The sequence below is a fragment of the Pseudomonas chlororaphis genome, from assembly GCA_001023535.1.
Lineage (GTDB): Bacteria > Pseudomonadota > Gammaproteobacteria > Pseudomonadales > Pseudomonadaceae > Aquipseudomonas > Aquipseudomonas chlororaphis_E.
The window spans coordinates 4134729-4155436 of sequence record CP011020.1 but is presented as its reverse complement, the minus strand read 5'-3'; the positions used below and the strand labels follow the sequence as shown (position 1 = coordinate 4155436).

At 63.8% G+C, this 20708-nt stretch carries 23 protein-coding genes; 14 read left to right on the top strand and 9 right to left on the bottom strand.

The genetic code is table 11. The annotated features are described in order from the left end of the window. Positions 1 to 38 precede the first annotated feature (38 nt). From VM99_18195 to VM99_18175, 5 genes are all read right to left on the bottom strand, one after another. Complete coding sequence (locus VM99_18195; GenBank protein AKJ99909.1) at positions 39 to 1466, bottom strand: nitric oxide reductase; 1428 nt, start codon at positions 1464 to 1466, stop codon at positions 39 to 41. Between the two features lie 3 nt (positions 1467 to 1469). After that, entirely contained in the window at positions 1470 to 1910 is a 441-nt protein-coding gene (locus tag VM99_18190) for a cytochrome C (protein ID AKJ99908.1), read from the bottom strand. Between the two features lie 279 nt (positions 1911 to 2189). Beyond that, positions 2190 to 2447 (bottom strand): membrane protein, encoded by a 258-nt coding sequence (locus VM99_18185; protein ID AKJ99907.1) that lies wholly within the window; start codon positions 2445 to 2447, stop codon positions 2190 to 2192. A gap of 12 nt (positions 2448 to 2459) precedes the next feature. After that, positions 2460 to 3044 (bottom strand): cytochrome C oxidase, encoded by a 585-nt coding sequence (locus VM99_18180; GenBank protein AKJ99906.1) that lies wholly within the window; start codon positions 3042 to 3044, stop codon positions 2460 to 2462. Beyond that, entirely contained in the window at positions 3028 to 3831 is an 804-nt protein-coding gene (locus VM99_18175) for an ATPase AAA (GenBank protein ID AKJ99905.1), read from the bottom strand. Before VM99_18175 ends, VM99_18180 begins: the two co-directional genes overlap by 17 nt. A gap of 200 nt (positions 3832 to 4031) precedes the next feature. On the opposite strand from VM99_18175, the gene VM99_18170 reads away from it, so the two are divergent. The 11 genes from VM99_18170 (at position 4032) to VM99_18120 (ending at position 13229) form a co-directional block, all read left to right on the top strand. After that, a complete protein-coding gene (locus tag VM99_18170) occupies positions 4032 to 5708 on the top strand; it encodes a nitrite reductase (GenBank protein AKJ99904.1) in 1677 nt (558 codons plus the stop codon). Positions 5709 to 5732: 24 nt separating this feature from the next. Next, positions 5733 to 6044 (top strand): cytochrome C biogenesis protein CcsA, encoded by a 312-nt coding sequence (locus VM99_18165; protein ID AKJ99903.1) that lies wholly within the window; start codon positions 5733 to 5735, stop codon positions 6042 to 6044. A 183-nt stretch (positions 6045 to 6227) separates the two neighbouring features. Continuing rightward, on the top strand, positions 6228 to 6557 hold the full coding sequence (locus VM99_18160) for a cytochrome C biogenesis protein DsbD (GenBank protein ID AKJ99902.1): 330 nt from the start codon (positions 6228 to 6230) through the stop codon (positions 6555 to 6557). Continuing rightward, the gene (locus VM99_18155) at positions 6554 to 7732 is read left to right on the top strand and encodes a protein nirF (GenBank protein AKJ99901.1); all 1179 of its coding nucleotides are present in this window, start codon (positions 6554 to 6556) and stop codon (positions 7730 to 7732) included. The genes VM99_18160 and VM99_18155 overlap by 4 nt, the downstream gene beginning before the upstream one ends. Before the next feature lie 2 nt (positions 7733 to 7734). After that, the gene (locus VM99_18150) at positions 7735 to 8208 is read left to right on the top strand and encodes an AsnC family transcriptional regulator (GenBank protein AKJ99900.1); all 474 of its coding nucleotides are present in this window, start codon (positions 7735 to 7737) and stop codon (positions 8206 to 8208) included. Continuing rightward, positions 8189 to 8701 carry a protein nirL gene (locus VM99_18145; protein AKJ99899.1) on the top strand — a complete coding sequence of 171 codons (513 nt, stop codon included), beginning with the start codon at positions 8189 to 8191 and terminating at the stop codon, positions 8699 to 8701. The genes VM99_18150 and VM99_18145 overlap by 20 nt, the downstream gene beginning before the upstream one ends. Then, positions 8694 to 9137 (top strand): protein nirG, encoded by a 444-nt coding sequence (locus VM99_18140; protein AKJ99898.1) that lies wholly within the window; start codon positions 8694 to 8696, stop codon positions 9135 to 9137. The genes VM99_18145 and VM99_18140 overlap by 8 nt, the downstream gene beginning before the upstream one ends. Beyond that, entirely contained in the window at positions 9112 to 9648 is a 537-nt protein-coding gene (locus VM99_18135) for a nitrite reductase (protein AKJ99897.1), read from the top strand. The genes VM99_18140 and VM99_18135 overlap by 26 nt, the downstream gene beginning before the upstream one ends. A 26-nt stretch (positions 9649 to 9674) precedes the next feature. Continuing rightward, entirely contained in the window at positions 9675 to 10856 is a 1182-nt protein-coding gene (locus VM99_18130; GenBank protein ID AKJ99896.1) for a radical SAM protein, read from the top strand. A 37-nt stretch (positions 10857 to 10893) separates the two neighbouring features. Then, positions 10894 to 11736 carry a uroporphyrin-III methyltransferase gene (locus VM99_18125; protein ID AKJ99895.1) on the top strand — a complete coding sequence of 281 codons (843 nt, stop codon included), beginning with the start codon at positions 10894 to 10896 and terminating at the stop codon, positions 11734 to 11736. Continuing rightward, positions 11733 to 13229, top strand: a complete 1497-nt coding sequence (locus tag VM99_18120; protein ID AKJ99894.1) for a cytochrome Cbb3 — start codon at positions 11733 to 11735, stop codon at positions 13227 to 13229. The genes VM99_18125 and VM99_18120 overlap by 4 nt, the downstream gene beginning before the upstream one ends. 208 nt (positions 13230 to 13437) lie before the next feature. Here VM99_18120 and VM99_18115 read toward each other — a convergent pair whose 3' ends face one another. From VM99_18115 to VM99_18105, 3 genes are all read right to left on the bottom strand, one after another. Further along, positions 13438 to 14622, bottom strand: coding sequence for a membrane protein (locus VM99_18115; GenBank protein ID AKJ99893.1), 1185 nt, complete (start codon positions 14620 to 14622; stop codon positions 13438 to 13440). A 344-nt stretch (positions 14623 to 14966) separates the two neighbouring features. Beyond that, positions 14967 to 16241 (bottom strand): glucarate dehydratase, encoded by a 1275-nt coding sequence (locus tag VM99_18110; GenBank protein ID AKJ99892.1) that lies wholly within the window; start codon positions 16239 to 16241, stop codon positions 14967 to 14969. After that, the gene (locus tag VM99_18105) at positions 16238 to 17635 is read right to left on the bottom strand and encodes an MFS transporter (protein AKJ99891.1); all 1398 of its coding nucleotides are present in this window, start codon (positions 17633 to 17635) and stop codon (positions 16238 to 16240) included. The genes VM99_18110 and VM99_18105 overlap by 4 nt, the downstream gene beginning before the upstream one ends. Before the next feature lie 107 nt (positions 17636 to 17742). Between VM99_18105 and VM99_18100 the strand changes: the two genes are divergently transcribed. After that, positions 17743 to 18639, top strand: a complete 897-nt coding sequence (locus VM99_18100) for a LysR family transcriptional regulator (GenBank protein ID AKJ99890.1) — start codon at positions 17743 to 17745, stop codon at positions 18637 to 18639. Positions 18640 to 18929: 290 nt separating this feature from the next. Then, positions 18930 to 19364: a hypothetical protein gene (locus VM99_18095; GenBank protein ID AKJ99889.1), complete on the top strand. Its 435-nt coding sequence runs from the start codon at positions 18930 to 18932 to the stop codon at positions 19362 to 19364. Positions 19365 to 19420: 56 nt separating this feature from the next. Here VM99_18095 and VM99_18090 read toward each other — a convergent pair whose 3' ends face one another. Further along, positions 19421 to 20344: a LysR family transcriptional regulator gene (locus tag VM99_18090; protein ID AKJ99888.1), complete on the bottom strand. Its 924-nt coding sequence runs from the start codon at positions 20342 to 20344 to the stop codon at positions 19421 to 19423. A gap of 126 nt (positions 20345 to 20470) precedes the next feature. Here VM99_18090 and VM99_18085 point away from each other — a divergent pair, with 126 nt between their 5' ends. Then, positions 20471 to 20677 carry a 4-oxalocrotonate tautomerase gene (locus tag VM99_18085; GenBank protein AKJ99887.1) on the top strand — a complete coding sequence of 69 codons (207 nt, stop codon included), beginning with the start codon at positions 20471 to 20473 and terminating at the stop codon, positions 20675 to 20677. Positions 20678 to 20708 lie beyond the last annotated feature (31 nt).

Below are 20708 nucleotides of genomic sequence, written 5' to 3'. Positions count from 1 at the left end.
CTCACCACACATGCGTTCGGCTTAGTCGTTGTGGCGACTCATGACGGCACCACGGCGGCCGGTGCACGCAGGGCGGCACGACCACGCTGACGGAAGCTGAGCAGGTAGCACAGCAGCCCCAGCAGGAAACCGACGCCACTGATCAGACGCGCCCAGAACAACGGCCGCAGGTGATCCATCGTCGCCATGAAGGGCAAGGCACTGCCGTCCACCGCCCAGCGTTGCAACCACACTTGCACGACACCTGCGGCGGTGAGGAACAAGGTGATCATCACCATCGACAGGGTCATCAGCCAGAAGCCCCAGATTTCCAGTTTCTGCGAACGCTCGTCGGCCGCTTCCCCCAACCCGCGCAAGCGTGGCATGGCGTAGCTGATCAAGGTCATCACGATCATCGCGTAGGCCCCGTAGAAAGCCAGGTGGCCGTGTGCCGCGGTCAGTTGCGAACCGTGGGTGTAGAAGTTCACGGGCGCCAGGGTGTGCAGGAAGCCCCAGACGCCGGCACCGAAGAACGCGGTGACCGTGGTGCCCTTGGCCCACAGCGTGGCGGCACGATTGGGGTGATGACGACGACGGTTGCGCACCATGCTGAAGGCGAAGATAACCATGGCCAGGAACGGCAGCGGTTCCATCGCCGAGAAGATCGAACCGACCCACAACCAGACCTGCGGCGCGCCGATCCAGAAGAAATGGTGGCCGGTGCCGATGATGCCGGTGATCAACGCCATGGCGATGATCACGTAGAGCCATTTCTCCACCACTTCGCGGTCCACGCCGGTGATCTTGATCAACACGAAGGCGAGCATCGACCCCATGATCAGTTCCCAGACGCCTTCGACCCAGAGATGCACCACCCACCACCAGTAGTATTTGTCGCGGGCGAGGTTTTCCGGGTTGTAGAAGGAGAACAGGAAGAACACCGCAAGGCCGATCAAGCCCGTCATCATGACCATGCTGACGGTGGTCTTGCGGCCCTTGAGCAGGGTCATGCCGATGTTGTAGAGGAACCCCAGGCAAACCACCACGATGCCCATCTTGGTGATGGTGGGTTGTTCGAGGAACTCACGGCCCATGGTCGGCAACAGGTCATTGCCAGTGATCTTCGCCAGGGTCGCATACGGCACCGACAGGTAGCCCAGGATCGTCATCACCCCGGCGGCGGCAAACACCCAGAACAGCACCAGCGCCAGTTTCGGGCTGTGCAGTTCGCGGTCGGCCTCCTCCGGTATCAGGTAGTACGCCGCGCCCATGAAGCCGAACAGCAGCCAGACGATCAGCAGGTTGGTGTGGACCATGCGGGCCACGTTGAAGGGGATCAGCGGGAACAGGAAGTCGCCGACCACGTATTGCAAGCCCATGATCAAACCAAACAGGACCTGCCCCAGGAACAGCATCAGGGCAAACACGAAATAGGGTTTGGCAACGGCCTGCGAGGCGAATTTCAGATGCGGATTAGCCATGCTCATCTCTCAGCCCTCCTTGTTTGGCGGCCAGCCATTGGTGTTGATTTTCGAACTCCACTTGAGGAACTCGGCGATGTCGTCGACCTCCTGTTCGCTCAAGTTGAATTGCGGCATGGCCCGGCGACCGGGCACGCCCAGCGGCTGCATTTTCATCCACGCGTGCAGGAACGGCTTGAACGCCTCATCGCCGCCGCGGCGGTTGACCACATTGCCCAGCTCCGGCGCGAAGTACGCGCCCTCGCCCAGCAGCGTATGGCAGCCGATGCAGTTGTTGCGCTCCCAGACGCCCTTGCCGCGAATCACCGATTCGGTCAACTGCGCCTGGTTGCTGCGTTCTGGAAAGGTCTGTTCCGTGTGGTAGGTCAGGGCCAGGAATATCAGGAAAAAGAACACGCTTCCCCCGAAGTAAATATTCCTGGCCATGCCTTTGGTGAAGGTATCTGACATGGTCACTTCCTCATTGCTTGGCGTGTTCATTCTAGGAAGCGAGCCCCTCGAAACCGCTTGATGGCGATCAAGAATCTCCGATGGTTTTGGTGGGTTGTTCCAATACAGTCCGAAAGACAGGCAGGCTTTTGTGGCGAGGGGATTTATCCCCGCTGGGCTGTGAAGCAGCCCTAAAACCAGACAACTCGGTGTATCAGAAAAATTTGAGTCGAATGCTTTGGGGTTGCTTCGCAACCCAACGGGGATAAATCCCCTCGCCACAGGGTATTTTGTGCAAGTTCAGATCGTGAACGAGATGACCATCCCGATCACAACCGCCAGCAGCGCAGCCCAGCTCAACACCAGCCGCCGCCACAATCGCGGCGCGTGGCGCAGCTCCATGAAGCCGTCGGCGATCAGCCAGGCCTTGGTCACCGCGACCACCAGGATGGCGATGGACACCAGCCCGGTAGCCGCGATCTGGCCCAGGGCTACGGTGCCGGCGCTCAACACAGCCAGCGTCAGCCAGCAGGCGATCAGGACACGGGAAGCCGACATGCGCACCTCCGCTCAATCAAGGATGTAGACAACCGGGAACAGCAGCACCCAGACCAGATCGACCATGTGCCAATACAGCACGCCGGATTCCAGCCCACTGTTGCGCTGCGCCCGATAGCGACGTCGCCGGCACCCCACGGCCAGCCAGGCGAGGATCACCATGCCCAACAACACATGGAGAAAATGAAACGCGGTGAGGATCCAGTACAACGTGAAGAATGTGTTGTGCTCCATCCCCAGGCCGTTCGCCAACAGGTGGGCGTACTCCGTGAGTTTGATCCCCACATAGCCGCAGGCGAGCAGCAACGCCACACACAGCAACCGTGCGGCGTGACGCGGCCGGTCGCGCCTGACCTGCTCCTGGGCCAGCGCGGCGAACAGCCCGGCGGTGAGCAGGCTGAGGGTCATCGCCAGGCCCGTGGAGCGATCCAGCAGATGACGGCCTTCGCTGAACGTCTGTGGGGCCAGCGCCTGGGCGACGGTGAACGCCAGGATCAGCAGCGCGAACACCGACAGTTCGGCAAGGATGAAAAACCACATCGCCAGGTCCCCCGGCAAACGCCGGGGCGTGGCCGGGGTTTCAGCCGAAGTGGACATCGACCACTTCCATCAGCGCGGTAACCGTCTGCGGGTCGTCGCTCAAGGGCTCGGCCAGGCAAGCCAGGCAGGCCTGGCGCGGGTCCATCCCGGCACCGATCATGCGCGCGGCAAAAATCAGCAGGCGCGTGGAAGCCACCTCCTCCAGGTCGTGCTGGTCGAGTCGGCGCAGCGCCTGCCCCAAGCGCACCACCTGGGCCGCCAGCGGCAACGGCACGCCGGCCTCGCGAGCGACGATGCGTTCTTCATCGGCGACCGCCGGATAGCCAAAGCGCATCGCCACGAAACGCTGGCGGGTGCTGGGCTTCATGCCTTTGAGCAGGTTCTGGTAACCGGGGTTGTACGACACCACCAGCATGAACGCTGGCGGCGCCTGGAGCACTTCCCCGGTGCGCTCCAGGTACAACTGCCGACGATCATCGGCCAGCGGGTGCAGCACCACCGCCGTGTCCTGCCGCGCTTCGACCACCTCGTCGAGGTAGCAGATGCCGCCTTCGCGCACGGCGCGGGTCAGGGGGCCGTCCTGCCACCACGTGCCCTGGGCGCCGATCAGGTGACGGCCCACCAGGTCGGCGGCGCTCAGGTCGTCGTGGCAGGCCACGGTGTACAGCGGCAGTTTCAAGCGATGAGCCATGTGCTGGACGAAGCGGGTCTTGCCACAACCGGTGGGCCCTTTGATTAACACCGGCATACGGTGCTGCCAGGCCTGCTCGAACAGCGCCTGCTCGTTGTCCTGGGGTTGGTAGAAAGGTTCGTCCGGCTGTTGCAAAGAGTGGATGGCGTTCATGACTGGACCTGATCAGGCAACTCGATTACCGCCCACGCTACGGGGCCCTGCGACAACCTGGCAAGGGCTGCGGCGGGCAAACTTGATCGCCGTCAAGCGATCAACCACCGGCCTGGGCATAGCCTTGCAGGGCACCCAGAACCTGCGCGCCGAACGCCTGTTACGGCACACCATGCAGGTCATGCCTGAGGAGAAATGGAATGCTGATCAGCCACAAAAAATCGTGGGTCTTGAGGGTCGGGGCGTTATGTACGGCCCTGGTCGCCGCCCACGCCTTTGCCAACGACCCCGCGCCGGACCAGCCGCGCCTGGTCAAGACCGAAGGGGCGCCGGACATGAGCCAGGCCGACTTCGACGCGGCCAAGGAAATCTACTTCCAGCGCTGCGCCGGCTGCCACGGCGTGCTGCGCAAAGGCGCCACCGGCAAGCCCCTGACACCGGACATCACCCAGGCCCGTGGCCAGGCCTACCTGGAGGCGCTGATCACCTACGGCTCGGCCGCCGGCATGCCGAACTGGGGCACCTCCAATGCGCTGACCAAAGAACAGATCACGACGATGGCCAAGTTCGTCCAGCACACCCCGCCGACACCACCGGAATGGGGCATGGCCGAGACCCTCAAGACCTGGAAAGTGCTGGTCAAGCCTGAAGACCGCCCGACCCGGCAACTCAATACCCTCAACCTGCAGAACCTGTTCTCGGTGACCCTGCGTGACGATGGCAAGATCGCCCTGGTGGACGGCGACAGCAAGAAGATCGTCAAGCTGATCGACACCGGTTATGCGGTGCACATCTCGCGTATCTCGGCGTCCGGGCGTTACCTGCTGGTGATCGGCCGGGACGCCAAGATCGACATGATCGACCTGTGGCCGAAAGAGCCGACCAAGGTCGCGGAAATCAAAGTGGGCATCGAAGCCCGTTCGGTGGAAACCTCCAAGTTCAAGGGCTACGAAGACAAGTACACCATCGCCGGTTCCTACTGGCCGCCGCAGTTCACCATCATGGACGGCGAGACCCTGGAGCCGAAGCAGATCGTCTCGACCCGCGGCATGACCGTCGACACCCAGCAGTACCACCCCGAACCACGCGTGGCGGCCATCATCGCCTCTCACGAATGGCCGGAGTTCATCGTCAACGTCAAGGAAACCGGCAAGGTGATGCTGGTCAATTACCAGGACATCAAGAACCTCACCATCACCAGCATCGACGCTGCGCCGTTCCTTCATGACGGCGGTTGGGACAGCAGCCATCGCTACTTCATGACGGCCGCCAACAACTCCAACAAGGTCGCGGTGATCGACTCCAAGGAACGCAAGCTCACCGCCCTGGTGGACGTCGGCAAGACCCCGCACCCGGGACGCGGCGCCAACTTCAACCACCCACTCTATGGGCCGGTGTGGGCCACCAGTCACCTGGGCGATGCCGGCGTCTCGCTGATCGGCACCGACCCGGTCAATCACCCGCAATACGCCTGGAAACAGGTCGGTTCGCTGCAAGGCCAGGGCGGCGGTTCGCTGTTCATCAAGACCCACCCCGAGTCCCGGCACCTGTACGTCGACACCACCTTGAGCCCGGACGCCAAGCTCAGCCAGTCGGTGGCCGTGTTCAACATCGACAAGCTCGATGCCGGCTACACCGTGCTGCCGATTGCCGAATACGCCGGCATCAAGAAAGGCGCCCTGCGCGTGGTGCAACCGGAATACAACAAGGCCGGCGATGAGGTCTGGTTCTCGGTCTGGAGCGGCCAGGACGACGAGTCGGCCCTGGTGGTGATCGACGACAAGACCCTCAAGGTCAAGAACGTGATCAAGGACAAGCGCCTGATCACGCCCACCGGCAAATTCAACGTCTACAACACCCAACACGACATCTATTGAGCTCCATCAATAAGAGGAAAAACCATGAAGCCTATTCTGATCGCACTGGCCCTGACAGCGGCCGCCAGCCTGCAACCGGCCCTGGCCGAAGACGGTCCGACGCTGTTCAAGAGCAAGCCCTGCGCGGCCTGTCACTCCATCGACACCAAGGTAGTGGGCCCGGCCCTCAAGGACGTCGCGGCGAAGAACGCCAACGTGCCCGGGGCCCAGGACGTGCTTGCCAAGCACATCAAGGAAGGTACGCAAGGCAACTGGGGACCCATGCCGATGCCGGCCAACCCGGTGACTGAAGAAGAAGCCAAGACCCTGGCTGCGTGGGTCTTGACCCTCAAATAACCCTCAGTGAGAGAAACCTCTGTGGCGAGGGGATTTATCCCCGCTGGGCTGCGAAGCAGCCCCCCAGAAAGCAACCCCGTCAGCCTGACACACCGCGGTATCAGGTCTTGGGGCTGCTGTGCAGCCCAGCGGGGATAAATCCCCTCGCCACAGGGATCACTTAGCATTTGACCAGGAGGCGTCATGGAACGACACAGCTCAACAACCCTGATGACCGCCCTGTTCCTCAGTTTTTCGGCCGGCGCGCTGGCCACTCCCGACCCGCAGCGCCAAGCCCAACTGCAACACCTGCTGGACCAGGACTGTGGCGCCTGCCACGGCCTGTACCTGACCGGCGGCCTCGGTCCACCGCTGACCCACGCCGCGCTGGCCGGAAAGTCCCGCGACAGCCTCATTGCCACCGTCACCCTGGGTCGCCCCGGCAGCGCCATGCCTGGCTGGGCACCCCTGCTCGGCCCCGACGACATCCGCTGGCTGGTGGACCGGCTTCTTCAAGGAAAACCTGCCTCATGATCCGTTCATTGCTGACTTCATCGGCCCTCGCCCTGCTGCTCTGTGCCTGCACCCAGGCACCGCTTCGCGCCACCGGCGACCTGGGCGTGGTGGTCGAACGCGCCACGGGCAGCCTGCAAATCATCGAAAGCGATACCCGCACCGCCCTCGCCCGCGTCGAAGGCCTGGGCGACCTGTCCCACGCCTCGGTGGTGTTCTCCCGCGACCAACGCTATGCCTACGTGTTCGGGCGGGACGGCGGCTTGAGCAAGGTCGACCTGCTGACCGCGCGCATCGAGCGACGCATCGTCCAGGGCGGCAACAGCATCGGCGGCGCGATCAGCCAGGACGGCAAGCTGATCGCCGTCTCCAACTACGAGCCTGGCGGTGTCAAGGTGTTCGATGCCGCCACCCTGGACCAGGTCGCCGACATTCCTGCCACACCATTGCCTGGCGGGGACAAGCGCTCGCGCGTGGTCGGCTTGGTGGATGCGCCGGGGCAGCGCTTCGTGTTCAGCCTGTTCGACACCGGCGAAATCTGGACGGCCGACTTCAGCCAGGGCCTCAACCCGCGCACCGAGCGTTTCACCGGCATCGGCCAGCAACCCTACGACGCACTGATCTCCCCGGACGGGCGCTACTACATGGCCGGGTTGTTCGGCGAAGACGGCATGGCCCAACTCGACCTGTGGCATCCGGAGCGCGGCGTAAAACGCGTACTGGGGCACTACGGACGCGGCCAGGCCCGGCTGCCGGTGTACAAGATGCCTCACCTGGAAGGCTGGGCCATCGCCGACCAGCAAGCCTTCGTGCCCGCCGTCGGCCATCACCAGGTGCTGGTGATGGATGCCCGCGACTGGCGACAGACCGACGCCATCGCGGTGGGCGGACAACCGGTGTTCGTCACTGCGCGTCCGGACGGCCGGCAGCTGTGGGTCAACTTCGCCTACCCGGACAACGACCGCGTCCAGGTCATCGACACCCAGACCCACGCCATTGTCGCGGACCTGCGACCAGGCCCTGCGGTGCTGCACATGGAGTTCACCGCCCGGGGTGACCAACTGTGGCTGTCGGCCCGGGACGGTGGCGACGTGCAGGTCTGGGACCCCTATCGGCTTGAACGCCTGGGCCGCCTGCCCGCCCTGAGCCCCAGCGGCATTTTCTTCAGCAGCCGCGCGCACAAACCGGGGTATTGAGCATGACTGCGAACCCCTTGGCCCGGCGCCTGATCGATCGCTTCCAGCATGGCCTGCCGTTGTGCGCCGAACCTTACCGGGCCATGGCCGAGGTCTTGGGCTGCACCCAGGCCCAAGTGCTCGATTGCTTGCAGTCACTGCACCAGGCCGGCGCGTTGTCGCGGATCGGCCCGGTGTTCGAACACACCCGCGCCGGAGCCAGCACCCTCGCCGCCCTGGCGGTGCCCGAAGACCGCCTGCACCAGGTCGCATCGCGTATCAGCCAGTACCCGGAAGTCAATCACAACTACGCACGCGAACACCGCTACAACCTGTGGTTCGTGCTGACCGGTCCGAACCGCGCCCACCTGGACACCATTCTCCAGGAGCTGGAGCACGACACCGGCCTGACGCCCCTGGACCTGCCCATGCTGACCGCCTACCGCATCGACCTGGGCTTTGCCCTGGAGACCTCCCATGCAAAACCCCTTGAGTGAGCAACAGTCGCTGGCGCTGCGCCGGGCGCTGGAAACCGGACTGCCGCTGACACCGCGTCCGTTCCAGGCCCTGGCCGAACAGATCGAGGCCAGCGAGCAGCAGGTGCTCGACCAGGTGCAGCATTGGCACGAACAGGGGCTGTTCCGGCGCGTCGGGCTGGTGGTCAATCACCGCGCCCTGGGGTTCACCGCCAATGCCATGCTGGTGCTGGACGTGCCGGACGCCCTGGTCGACGAGGTCGGTCGGCGCCTGGGCCAGGCCGCAGGCATCAGCCTGTGCTACCAACGCCCGCGGCGCCTGCCCCAATGGCAGTACAACCTGTTCTGCATGATCCACGGGCGCCAGCGTGACCGTGTCGAGGCCCAGGTCCAGGCGCTGCTGGCCGAACATCTGCTGGACGACCTGCCTCATCAACTGCTGTTCAGCACGCACCTGTTCAAACAATGCGGTGGGCGCTTCGCTCCACCCGTGGGAGCCCGGATCGATGGATGACCTGGATCGACGCCTGATCAACCGCCTGCAACTGGGCCTGCCGCTGGTGCGCCATCCCTGGCAGGTACTGGCCTGCGAACTGGGCAGCAGCGCAACCGAACTGCTCGACCGCTTGCACGAACTGCTCAACGACGGCGTTCTCACGCGCTTCGGCCCGATGTTCGACATCGATCGCCTGGGCGGCGCCTTCACCCTGGCAGCGCTGGCGGTGCCCGAAGCCCGCTTCGACGCCATCGCCGAGCTGCTCGCGGACATGCCCGAGGTGGCCCACAACTACCGGCGCGAACACAGCTGGAACATGTGGTTCGTGCTGGCCTGCCCCAGTGAACAGGCGATCCACGACAGCCTGCTGCGGATCGAGCGCCTGACCGGCCTGGTGCCGCTGAACCTGCCCAAAGAGGAGACCTACCATGTCGGCCTGTATTTCCCCCTCTGAGTCGCACCTGGACGCACCACCTGACCAGGCTGAAACCTCCCTGGCGCTGCGCCTGGTGGAGCTGACCCAGGAAGGCCTGCCATTGCTCGAAGACCCGTGGAGCTGGCTGGCCGAGCAGCTGGGCCTGAGCGTGGAGTCGACCCTCGACCTGCTAAAGCGCTTGCAGGCCGAAGGCGCGATCCGGCGTATTGCCGCCGTGCCCAATCACTACCGCCTGGGCTACCGCCACAACGGCATGACGGTCTGGGACGTGGCCGACGCCGACATGCCGCGCCTCGGTGCGCTGCTGGGCGCCCAGCCCTTCGTCAGCCACTGCTATCGGCGCCCGCGCCGGCCTGGCTGGCGCTACAACCTGTTCGCCATGGTCCACGGCCGCAGCCGCGAGGAAATCGACAGCTACCGCGATCACCTGCGCTACCTGCTGGGGGACGCCTGCCGCGCCGATGACATGCTGGTGAGCAGCCGGATCCTGAAAAAAACCGGCCTGCGCCTGTCGCCCGGCACACGCTGAGCCCGCGTCGACTCAAGGAGCGCTTTATGTTGAGGATCAGCCACTACCTGCGCGCCCTGGCCGGCCATTGCCCGGCCCCGCGCACCGCGCCACCGGGCAGCCTGAGGCCGCCCGTGGTGATCTGGAACCTGCTCAGGCGCTGCAACCTGACCTGCAAGCACTGCTACGCCACGTCCGCCGACAGTGTGTTTCGCGATGAGCTGGACACCCCGGCGGCGCTTCAGGTCATCGACGACCTGCATGACGCCGGCGTGCGTGTGCTGATCCTTTCGGGCGGCGAACCGTTGCTGCGCGATGATCTGTTCCAGCTCTGCGCCTACGCCAGCGCCAAGGGTTTCTTTCTCGCCCTGTCCAGCAACGGCACGCTGATCGACGCCGACAACATCCAGCAGATCGGCGCGGCGCAGTTCGACTACGTCGGCATCAGCATCGATGGCCTGGAGGCCACCCACGATGCCTTCCGCCAGCTCAAGGGCAGTTTCGCCCGTTCCATGGCGGCCATCCGGCTGTGCCGCGAGCAAGGGATCCGGGTCGGCCTGCGCACCACCCTCACCCAGCAGAACCACGCCCAGTTGCCCCGGTTGCTGGACCTGATGAACGAATACGACGTGCAGAAATTCTACCTGTCGCACCTCAACTACAGCGGCCGGGGCAAGCGCAGCCGCAAACTCGACGCCCACCAACAGATGAGCCGCGAGGCCATGACCCTGATCTTCGAGCGAGCCTGGCGCGACATCGAGCAGGGGCGCGACAGCGACTTCGTCAGCGGCAACAACGACGCCGATGCCATCCTGCTGCTGCAATGGGTCGGCCGCCGGTTGCCCCAGCACTACGCCGCGCTGGAGCAGATGCTGCGGGCCTGGGGCGGCAACGCGTCGGGCAGCGGCATTGCCAATATCGACAACACTGGCGAGGTCCACCCCGACACCTACTGGTGGCAGCACTCGGTGGGCAATGTCCGCCAGACCCCGTTCAAGACGCTCTGGCTCGACCGCCCCGACGCATTGCTGCACAAGCTGCGTGAACATCCTCGGGCCGTAGGCGGCCGCTGTGGGCAATGCCGCTGGCTGGCCATCTGCAACGGCAATACCCGCACCCGCGCCTGGGCCGACGGCGACCTGTGGGGCCAGGACCCCGGTTGCCACCTCAGTGACGACGAAATCGGCCTGCACGCCATTCCCAGCGTTGCCCTGCCTGTCGCTCGCTGAGCCAACGGCGAACATGCTACCGAACCAAGGAAGTCCCATGCCTGCCCCCATCGTTCTACCCGTTGTCCTGCAATCGCCATTCAGACCGGGGGAAGTCGCCCTGGTCGGTGCCGGCCCCGGTGACCCGGGCCTGCTCACGTTGCGTGCCTGGAGCCTGTTGATGCAGGCCGATGCCGTGGTCTATGACCGGCTGATCAGCCCGCAACTGCTGGGCCTGATTCCCCTGACCTGCGCCCGGCACTACGTGGGCAAGGCCGCCGGCTGCCACAGCCTGCCCCAGGCGCAGATCAACGAACTGCTGGCCGACCTGGCCGATCAGGGCCAACGCGTGGTCCGGCTCAAGGGCGGCGACCCGTTCATCTTCGGCCGTGGCGCCGAAGAACTGGAATACCTGCTGGCCCGTGGCATCGATTGCCAGGTGGTGCCCGGCATCACCGCCGCGGCCGGTTGCACGGCCTACGCCGGCATCCCCCTGACCCACCGGGATTTCGTCAATTCCTGCCGGTTCATCACCGGCCACCTGCAACGCGAAGGCGACCTGGACCTGCCCTGGCAAAGCCTGGCGGATGACAGCCAGACCCTGGTGTTCTACATGGGCCTGTCGAACCTGGGCACCATCGCCACGCGGTTGATCGAGGCCGGCCTGGCCGGCCGGACCCCAGCGGCATTGATCTGCAATGGCACGCGTCCCGACCAGCAAGTGCTGCGCGGCACCGTCGAGCAACTGCCGAGCATGGCCCAGGCCTGCGCCGAAGGCCTGCCGACCCTCACCGTGATCGGCAAGGTGGTCGACTTGTTCGCCCATCAGCCGCTGCACCATCCGGCACACCTTCACCCCGTGGCACAGGCCCGGACCGCCGCCGCGAAGGTGGCGCTGTGAAGCGCTGGTGGTGGTTGCCCTGGCTGTGGATCGGCGCGGCCCAGGGCGCCGTCGCCACGGCACCCGACCTGGAACAGGCCGAACGTAACTACCAACAGCACTGCCAGCAGTGCCACGGTGTAAACCGCATCGGTGGCGCCGGGCCGGCGCTGTTGCCCCAGAGCCTGAGCCGGATCAAGCCTGACGAAATCCGCGAGGTCATCACACAGGGGCGTCCGGCCAGCCAGATGGCGGCGTTCGGCGGCGTGCTCGACGCCGCGCAGATCGAGGGCCTGGTGCAGTACCTCCAGCGTCCCCCCGCGGTCGAGCCGCGCTGGGACGAGGATGACATTCGCCGCAGCCATCGGGTGCTCGAAGACCTCGCCAGCCTGCCGACCACCCCCCAGCACAAGGCCGACCCGCTGAACCTGTTCGTGGTGGTGGAAGCGGGTGACCATCACGTCGATGTCGTCGACGGTGACCGTTTCGAGGTGCTGGCCCGCTTCGCTTCGCACTTCGCGGTACACGGTGGGCCGAAATTTTCTCCCGACGGACGCTTCGTCTACCTCGCCTCCCGGGACGGCTGGATCAGCCTGTACGACCTGCACAACCTCAAGTTGATCGCCGAAGTGCGGGCCGGCCTCAATACCCGCAACCTGGCGGTGAGCAAGGACGGGCGTTGGGTGCTGGTGGGCAACTACCTGCCCGGCAGCCTGGCGGTGCTGGACGCCCGGGACCTGTCGCTGGTCAAGACCATCGCCACCGTGGGCCGCGACGGACAGGCGTCACGGGTGAGCGCGGTGTACACCGCCCCGCCCCGCAACAGCTTCATCGTCGCCTTGAAGGATGTGAAGGAGGTCTGGGAACTGCCCACCGGTCCGAACCCGGATTTCGTGCCGAGGCGCATCGACGCCGAGGATTATCTGGATGACTTTTCCTTCTCGCCGGATTACCGGCAGTTGCTCGCCACCTCGCGCAAGGCCCAGGGCGGCCAGGTGATCGACCTCGACAATGGCCGGGTGGTCACCGACATTGCCCTGCCGGGCATGCCGCACCTGGGCTCGGGCACCTATTGGCGGCGTGACGGCCACTGGGTACTCGCAACGCCGAACATCAGCAAAGGGCTGATTTCGGTGATCGACCTCGACACCTGGAAAGTCATCAAGCAGATCCCGACCCTGGGGCCGGGCTTCTTCCTGCGCAGCCACGCCAATTCGCGCTACGCCTGGACCGATGTGTTCTTCGGCCCCGACAACGATGCCATCCACCTGATCGACAAACAGACCCTGGAAATCGCCCACACCCTGCGCCCCGTGCCCGGCAAGACCGCCGCCCACGTCGAATTCACCCGCGACGGACGCTACTTGCTGCTGAGCATCTGGGCCACCGATGGGGCGCTGATCGTCTACGACAGCAACACCCTCCAGGAGATCAAGCGCCTGCCCATGAACAAGCCTTCAGGCAAGTACAACGTGGGGAACAAGATCGAGTTTGCCGAGGGGACGTCTCACTGAAAAAAGGGGGCTGATGCGCAGCCCCCAATATCAATCAGCCTCAGGGCCGCTTCGCGCCCCGGCGGGAGCAAGCTCCCTCGCCACAGGATTGCATCCGTATTCAAAAATGCAGTCGAACGCTGCTTTTGTGGCGAGGGAGCTTGCTCCCGCTGGACTGCGCAGCAGTCCCAAAAGCGACCTCACACACCTCATCTGAAGAGGATCACCCTTACCAGGTGAGCACCGCACCCACCGCAAACGTATCGGTGTCTTCATTCTGGGCACTGGTGTCGTGGCCGTTGATTTCGAACTGGTTGTACTCGGCCACGAGCTTGAGGTTGTCGTTGACGTCATGGAACAGCGCAATGCCACGGGTTTCATAATCGGCGCCGCTGCCCACCACCCCGTTGCCGTCGTCATCGGTCTTGCCGTAGGACAACGCCAGGCGGTTCTTGCCCAGCTTGTACGAGCCCTGCAACAGGTAGCCCTTGCTGTCGACATTGCGCAACGTGGCTTCGCCGGCATTGTTGGTGAAGAACGGGTTGATGCCCTTGGCCTGGAACCCCGAGCCGGTCAGCGACAAGCCCCCCATCTTGGCCTGCACGCCGTAGCCCAGGCCCTTGGAGGTCACTGACTCGACGTTGGAATCGGTATTGTCCGACGTCTGGTAGCTGCCGTTGAGCCAGCTGTAGATCTTCGCCCCGCCCAGGTCGAACTGGTAGGTGATCTCGCTCTCGGTGCGCGGGTTTTCCTGGTAGGCCTTGCCGGTGGCGCTGTTGTCGTTGGTGTCTACCGGGTCCATGATCCCCACCGCCACCCGCAGCCCCTCCATCACCGGCGTGCGGTAGGTGATCTGCGAGGTCGGGAACGGATACGGGTAACCGCTGCCGATGTTGCCGAACGAGACCCCGCCGCCGTCCACCAGCCCCAGCGTATCGCTGACCTGGCCATAACCGGCCAGCAGTTCGTCCAGCAGGATGTTGGAGCGGGCAAACAGGCCGAAGTCCTTGCCGATCAGCACTTCGCCCCACTCCGGGTTGGCGACGGTGCCGTAGAACTGCCGCACGTCGATGGCGGTATCGGTGCCGTTGGTCTCGCTGTCGTTGATGGTCACCCAGAACGACGCGCGAGCGCCCAGTTTGAGGTCATCGACCTGCTTGCCCATGTTGAAGCCCAGGTAGTTGGGCAAGAAGCCCATCTTCACCCGCGCCTGGCGCCGGTCATACTGCTCCCCTGCCCGGTCCACGTCGCTGTTGACGTAGAAGGCGTTGATGTAGCCGTCAGTGGAAAAGGTGGTCTGGTCTTTGTCGTACAGCATGATTTCGGCTTGGGCCCAGGGCGCCAGGCCGAATGTCGAAAGACTGGCGATGACCGCAGGCAAAAAACGGTGGCGGGTATTTTTATTGTTGTGCATGGCGCGCTCCGCGACGTGGGACGGGATGTCGGAGGCGATTATCGAAAGGCTGTGGGCGGCGCCATACGCTGCCTTGGAGGCAATTGACGAGTGCTTTGGTGGCGCGGGTTTGAAGCGGCAGTTTGGGTGTAAGACTGCGATGCCCGCAGGTGCAATACTTCAGGCCCAACCCTGACCACCTGTGGGAGCGGGCTTGCTCGCGAATGCGGTGTGCCAGTCAATAGCGATATTGGATGTAACGGCCCCTTCGCGAGCAAGCCCGCTCCCACAGGTGGGTGTGACATGGCTGTTGTGGTGAGCAGGCTTGCTCCCGTTGGCCTGCGCAGCAGGCCGCCTTCTTGGACTCAGAACCTCGGCTTGACGGTCTTCCAGTCCGGCCGGTAGCGCTGCATCTGCCGCACGTCATCACGCTGGCGGATGCCGCAACTGAGGAACTGATCATGCAGCTTGCCCAGTTGATCGCGGTCCAGCTCCAGCCCGAGGCCCGGAGCCCGGGTGATCTTCACGCAACCGTCGACGATCGGCAGCTTGCCGCCCTTGATCACTTCTTCATCCGGTTCCTGCCAGGGGTAATGCGTGTCGCAGGCGTAGTCCAGGTTCGGCACCGCTGCCGCGACGTGGGCCATGGCCATGAGGCTGATGCCCAGGTGCGAATTGGAATGCATCGACACACCCAGGCCGAAGGTGCTGCACATTTTCGCCAGTGCCTGGGTGTCCCGCAGGCCACCCCAGTAATGGTGATCCGCGAGCACAATCTGCACGCTGTCCAGCGCCACGCTGCGTCGGAACTCGTCGAAATCGGTGACCACCATGTTGGTCGCCAACGGCAGGCCGGTGCGTTTGTGCAGTTCGGACATGCCCTCCAGCCCCGGCGTCGGGTCTTCGTAATACTGCAGGTCATCGCCGAGCAACTCGGCCATGCGAATGGAGGTCTCCAGCGACCAGTTGGCGTTCGGGTCGATGCGCAGCGGGTAGCCGGGAAACGCCTGCTTCAGCGCCTTGATGCAGGCGACTTCGTGCTCAGGCTCCAGGGCGCCGGCCTTGAGCTTGATGCTCTTGAAACCATACGCCTGGATCATGCGCCGGGCCTGGGCGACGATCTGCTGCTCATTCAAGGCCTCGCCCCAGCTGTCTGGCGGGTATGGCGAATCGATGTGCTCGGCGTACTTGAAAAACAGGTACGCGCTGAACGGGACTTCATCACGGATCGCACCGCCGAGAAGATCCACCAGCGGCACGTTCAGGTAATGGGCCTGGAGGTCCAGGCAGGCCACTTCAAAGGCCGAGTAAGCATTGCTGACCGCTTTGCTCGCATGGGAGCCCGGCGCCAGTTCGGCACCGGCGACACTGGCCGGCCGTTGCGCGGCGACGGTCGCCTCGACAATGGCCCGCAAGCGGTTGAGGTTGAACGGGTCGAGGCCGATCAACAGGTCCTGGAGTTGCATCTGGATCGCCAGGGCGGGCGCATCGCCGTAGCTCTCGCCCAGGCCGATGTAACCGTTGTCGCTTTCAATCTCGATGATCGAGCGCAGCGCGAACGGCTCATGGATGCCGCTGGCGTTGAGCAACGGTGGATCGCGAAAAGCAATGGGTGTGACCGTGACGCGTTTGATCTTCATACAGCGGCTCCCGATGGGCCTGGGTTCAAGGCTTGACGTTTTTCCGGCTGATCGGCGTCGGCGATGGGTTCGGGCCGACCGGACAATGAGTTGGGTGTGTCGCGCCCCGGTGAAGTGCGGGCGAAAAAGATCACCACGGCGGCGATCAGCGAAGTGATCGCCAGGCCATACAGGCCGCCTTCGATGGAACCAGTGGTCTGTTCCAGGAAACCGAAGGCCGTGGGCGCGACGAAGCCGCCCAGGTTGCCGATGGAGTTGATCAGCGCGATCACCGCGGCCGCGATGCGAGCGTCCAGGTAGCCCTGGGGAATCGGCCAGAACAGCGCCGAGGCGGCCTTGAAACCGATCGCGGCAAAACAGATCGCGACGAAGGCGAAGACCGGCCCGCCCGTGGTGGACATGAACATGCCGAACGCGGCAATCACCAGCGTGACCGCGACCCAGGCCTGCTGGAACTTCCAGCGCCCGGCCAGGGCGGCGAAGCCGTACATCGCGACGATGGAGATGATCCACGGGATGGAATTGAGCAAGCCGACCTGGAAGTCCCCCAGGCTGCCCATCTTCTTGATCATGCTCGGCAACCAGAACGTGGCGCCGTAGATGGTCAGGGCAATGGAGAAGTAGATGAAGCAGAACAGCAGGATCTGCCGGTCGGCCAACAGTTTGAACACCGACGGTTTGATCACCTGGCTCGCTTCCCGGGCCCGTTGTTCCTCGGCAATGGCGGCGGTCAGTACGGCTTTCTCTTCAGCGGTCAGCCATTTGGCCTGGCTTGGGTGCGATTGCAGCCAGAACCAGACGAACCCGCACAACACAATGGAGGCGAAACCTTCGATCAGGAACATCCACTGCCAGCCGTGCAGGCCCAGCCCGCTGACGTGCAGCAGCGCACCCGACACCGGCCCGGAAATCACCGAGGCGATGGCCGAGCCACTGAGGAAGATCGCCATCGCTTTGCCGCGCTCGTTGGCCGGCAACCATTGGGTGAAGTAATAGATGATGCCGGGGAAGAACCCCGCCTCCGCCGCGCCGAGGATAAAGCGCAACACGTAAAAGCTGGTCTCGCCGCGCACGAAGGCCATCGCCATCGCCGCCGCGCCCCAGGTGAACATGATGCGGGTCAGCCAGGCCCGCGCGCCGTAGCGCTGCAGCAGCATGTTGGACGGGACTTCGAACAGCGCGTAGCCGACGAAGAACAGCCCGGCGCCCAGGCCATAGGCCGCTGCGCCGATGCCCAGGTCGGTTTCCAGGTGGCTGCGCACGAAGCCGATGTTGACCCGGTCGATGTAGTTGACGATGAACATCACCACCACCAGCGGCAGTACGTGACGTTTGACCTTGGCCGCCGCGAGCGCCAGGGTGCTCGCCGACGTGGAGTCCGGTACGTTGTTCAAGGGTGCCTCCCGATCATTGTTTTTGTGGGGAACGGGACGATGATGGACGCCGGGGATTGTTCCCGTCTAATCTAACTTGGCACTTGATTGATACCTGGATTGAATCAATGTTTGAACTGGCCCAACTGCGCTGCTTTACCACCGTGGCGACCGAACTCAACTTCCGTCGAGCCGCCGAACGCCTGAACATGACCCAGCCACCGTTGAGCCGGCAGATCCAGTTGCTGGAACATCACCTGGGAGTCGAACTGTTCACCCGCAGCACCCGCAGCGTGGCGCTCACCGCCGCCGGCCGGGCGTTTTTCCTTGAAGCCCAGAACCTGCTGGAACAAGCCCAACAAGCGGCCGTGGCGGCCCGGCGCTTCGCCCAGGGTGACATCGGCTCGGTCACCATCAGCTTCGTCGGCAGCGCGGTGTATGAATTTTTGCCCAAGGTGATCGCCGAAGCGCGGCTGAAACAGCCCCAGGTCAAAATCGTCCTGTCGGAGATGAACACCTACCAGCAGCATGAGGCCCTGCGCGCCCGGCGCATCGACCTGGGCATCGTCCGCTCGCCGCTACTGGAAACCGGCTACGCCACCGAATGCCTGGTGCGCGAACCCTTCGTGCTGGCGGTCCCGGCCGGGCACCCGCTGGCCCAGGCCGAAACCGTGAGTGTGCAGGACCTCGACGCGCAACCGTTCCTGATGTACTCCCATTCCGCCTATCCGCCGTTCAACGAATTGCTCACCGGCACGCTCCGCTCGGCCCGGGTGGCGCCGCAATACGTGCAATGGCTCGGCTCCTCGCTGACCATCCTGGCGCTGGTCAACGCCGGCATGGGCCTGGCCCTGGTGCCCCGGTGCGCCACCAGCGTGGTGTTCAAGCAGGTGGTGTTCCGCGAGATCGACCTGGGCGAAGGGGTGCAAAGCGAACTGCATCTGATTTGGCGGGAAGACAACGACAACCCGGCGTTTGCCATGTTGCTGGAAGGGATTCGGGGGGCGGTTCGCGAGGGGTTGTAAGCTCACTGCCAGGCAGCGACCCGTGGCGAGGGAGCTTGCTCCCGCTGGCCGCGTAGCGGCCCCTGAAGCGCACGCCAGAATGACCCGTGCGTCGGTGTCGCTTTTGGGGCTGCTTCGCAGCCCAGCGGGAGCAAGCTCCCTCGCCACGTTGGGGTCGTGAATCATTCGTTCATTTTTCCATTGCCGGTCTCTTGGCTATCCTGACACCGAAAGTAGTTGTACGATGACCGACGAGCGTAGTCAAAAACGCTCGTGACGTTCCTCATACCTACAAAAACAAGGAAACATCCATGAAGAAAGCGACATTGGTCATCAGCTTCCTGTGCCTGTTCAGCGGTTATGCGGCCACTGCTGCGGCGTCGGCCGAGCAGGATGTGGCCCAGGCCGTCGACCACCTGACCCAGGCCATGCTGCACAAAGACATCCCCCAGCTCCAGGCATTGGCCGCCGAGAACCTCACCTACGGGCATTCCAGCGGGAACATCCAGGACAAGAAAGCCTTCATCGCCGACATCGAGACCGGCAAGAGCGCGTTCAAGACCCTGGAGATGAAAAACCAGAAGATCACCCTCTCAGGCGACACCGCCCTGGTGCGTAATCATTTCTCGGCCCAGGCGATCAAGGGCAGCGACATCGTGCCGACCGAAATCGAGAACTTCCAGATCTGGCAGAAACAGAAGGACGGTAAGTGGCTGCTGATCGGTCGGCAGGCGTTCAAGTTCTGATGATTGGCCAGGTGCATGCATGAAGTGGGAGCGAGCCTGCTCGCTCCCACAGCGCCTCAGGTTTTGGCCCACTGCTCGCGGTACTGCAACAGGAAGTCGATGAACGCGCGCACGCGCTGTGGCATGTGTCGGCCGTGGGGATAGAGCAATGTGAAGGGCCGTGAGCGGCCACCCAATGGCTGCAGCACTTCCACCAGGCGCCCGTCCACCAGTTCCTGTTCGACGATGAAGCGGTAGGTCTGGAACAGGCCCGCACCGTGCTTGGCCAGCGTCACACCGCCCAGTACATCGTCCGAACAACCGTAGTGGCCTTGGGCAAAGACCTCCCGGTCCTTGCCATCGACCTTGAACAGCCAGGAAATCCGTCGACCGCTGCTGGGCAATTCGAACTGGATGCACTCGTGCTCATTCAGGTCTTCGAGGGTCTGTGGGGTGCCGGCCCTGCGCAGGTAATCCGGCGCCGCGACCACCACCAGCCTCGCGTCTTCCAACTGCCGGGCGATCATCGAGGAGTCCGGCTGGGCCCGCACGCGGATCGCCAGGTCATACCCTTCGGCAACGAAATCGATGTTGCGATTGCTCAGGTGCACGTCCACGCTGACTTGCGGGTACAGCGCCCGGAACGCCGGCAGCAACGGCAGGATCCGGTGGTGACCGTAGGTGGTGGGCAGGCTGATGCGCAATGGCCCGGCGGGCACCGCTTGCGCCCCCATCATTGCCTGTTGCGCCTCGATCAGTTGCGTCAGCGCCTGCCGGCATTGTTCGAAATAGGTCTTGCCGGCCTCCGTCAGGCGGATGCTACGAGTGGTACGCACGAAAAGGCGCGAGCCCAGGCGTTCTTCCAGGCGAAAGATCGAACGGCTCACCGCCGCCGGAGTGACGCCCGCCACCTGCGCCGCCGCCGTGAAACTGCCCGCCTCGGCCGCCAGGCAAAACAGTTCTATGCTGCCCAGTTGCAGGTCTTCGAAATGCCGCTTCATGATTCGTTACACCGCGTATCAACTGAAGATTCCAGAGGCCTGTTTATCAGGCTGGCGCGTATAAATACAGTGGCCCCGGTGGCGCGGGAATGGTCCTGCGCCCGTGTTCATCAGCAGGAGTGCAACATGCCCTTTGTCAATGTACGAATTACCCGTGATGGCGTGACACGTGAGCAGAAGGCCCAGGTGATCGCTGAAATCACCGAGACCCTTCAACGTGTGTTGGGCAAGGACCCGCACTTGACCCATATCGTGATCGAGGAGGTGGATACGGATAACTGGGGATACGCGGGTATGACGACGACGCAGTTTCGAAGTCTTCCAAAGGAGTGAGTCTGCTCGTGATGGCGGTCTAATTGAGTAC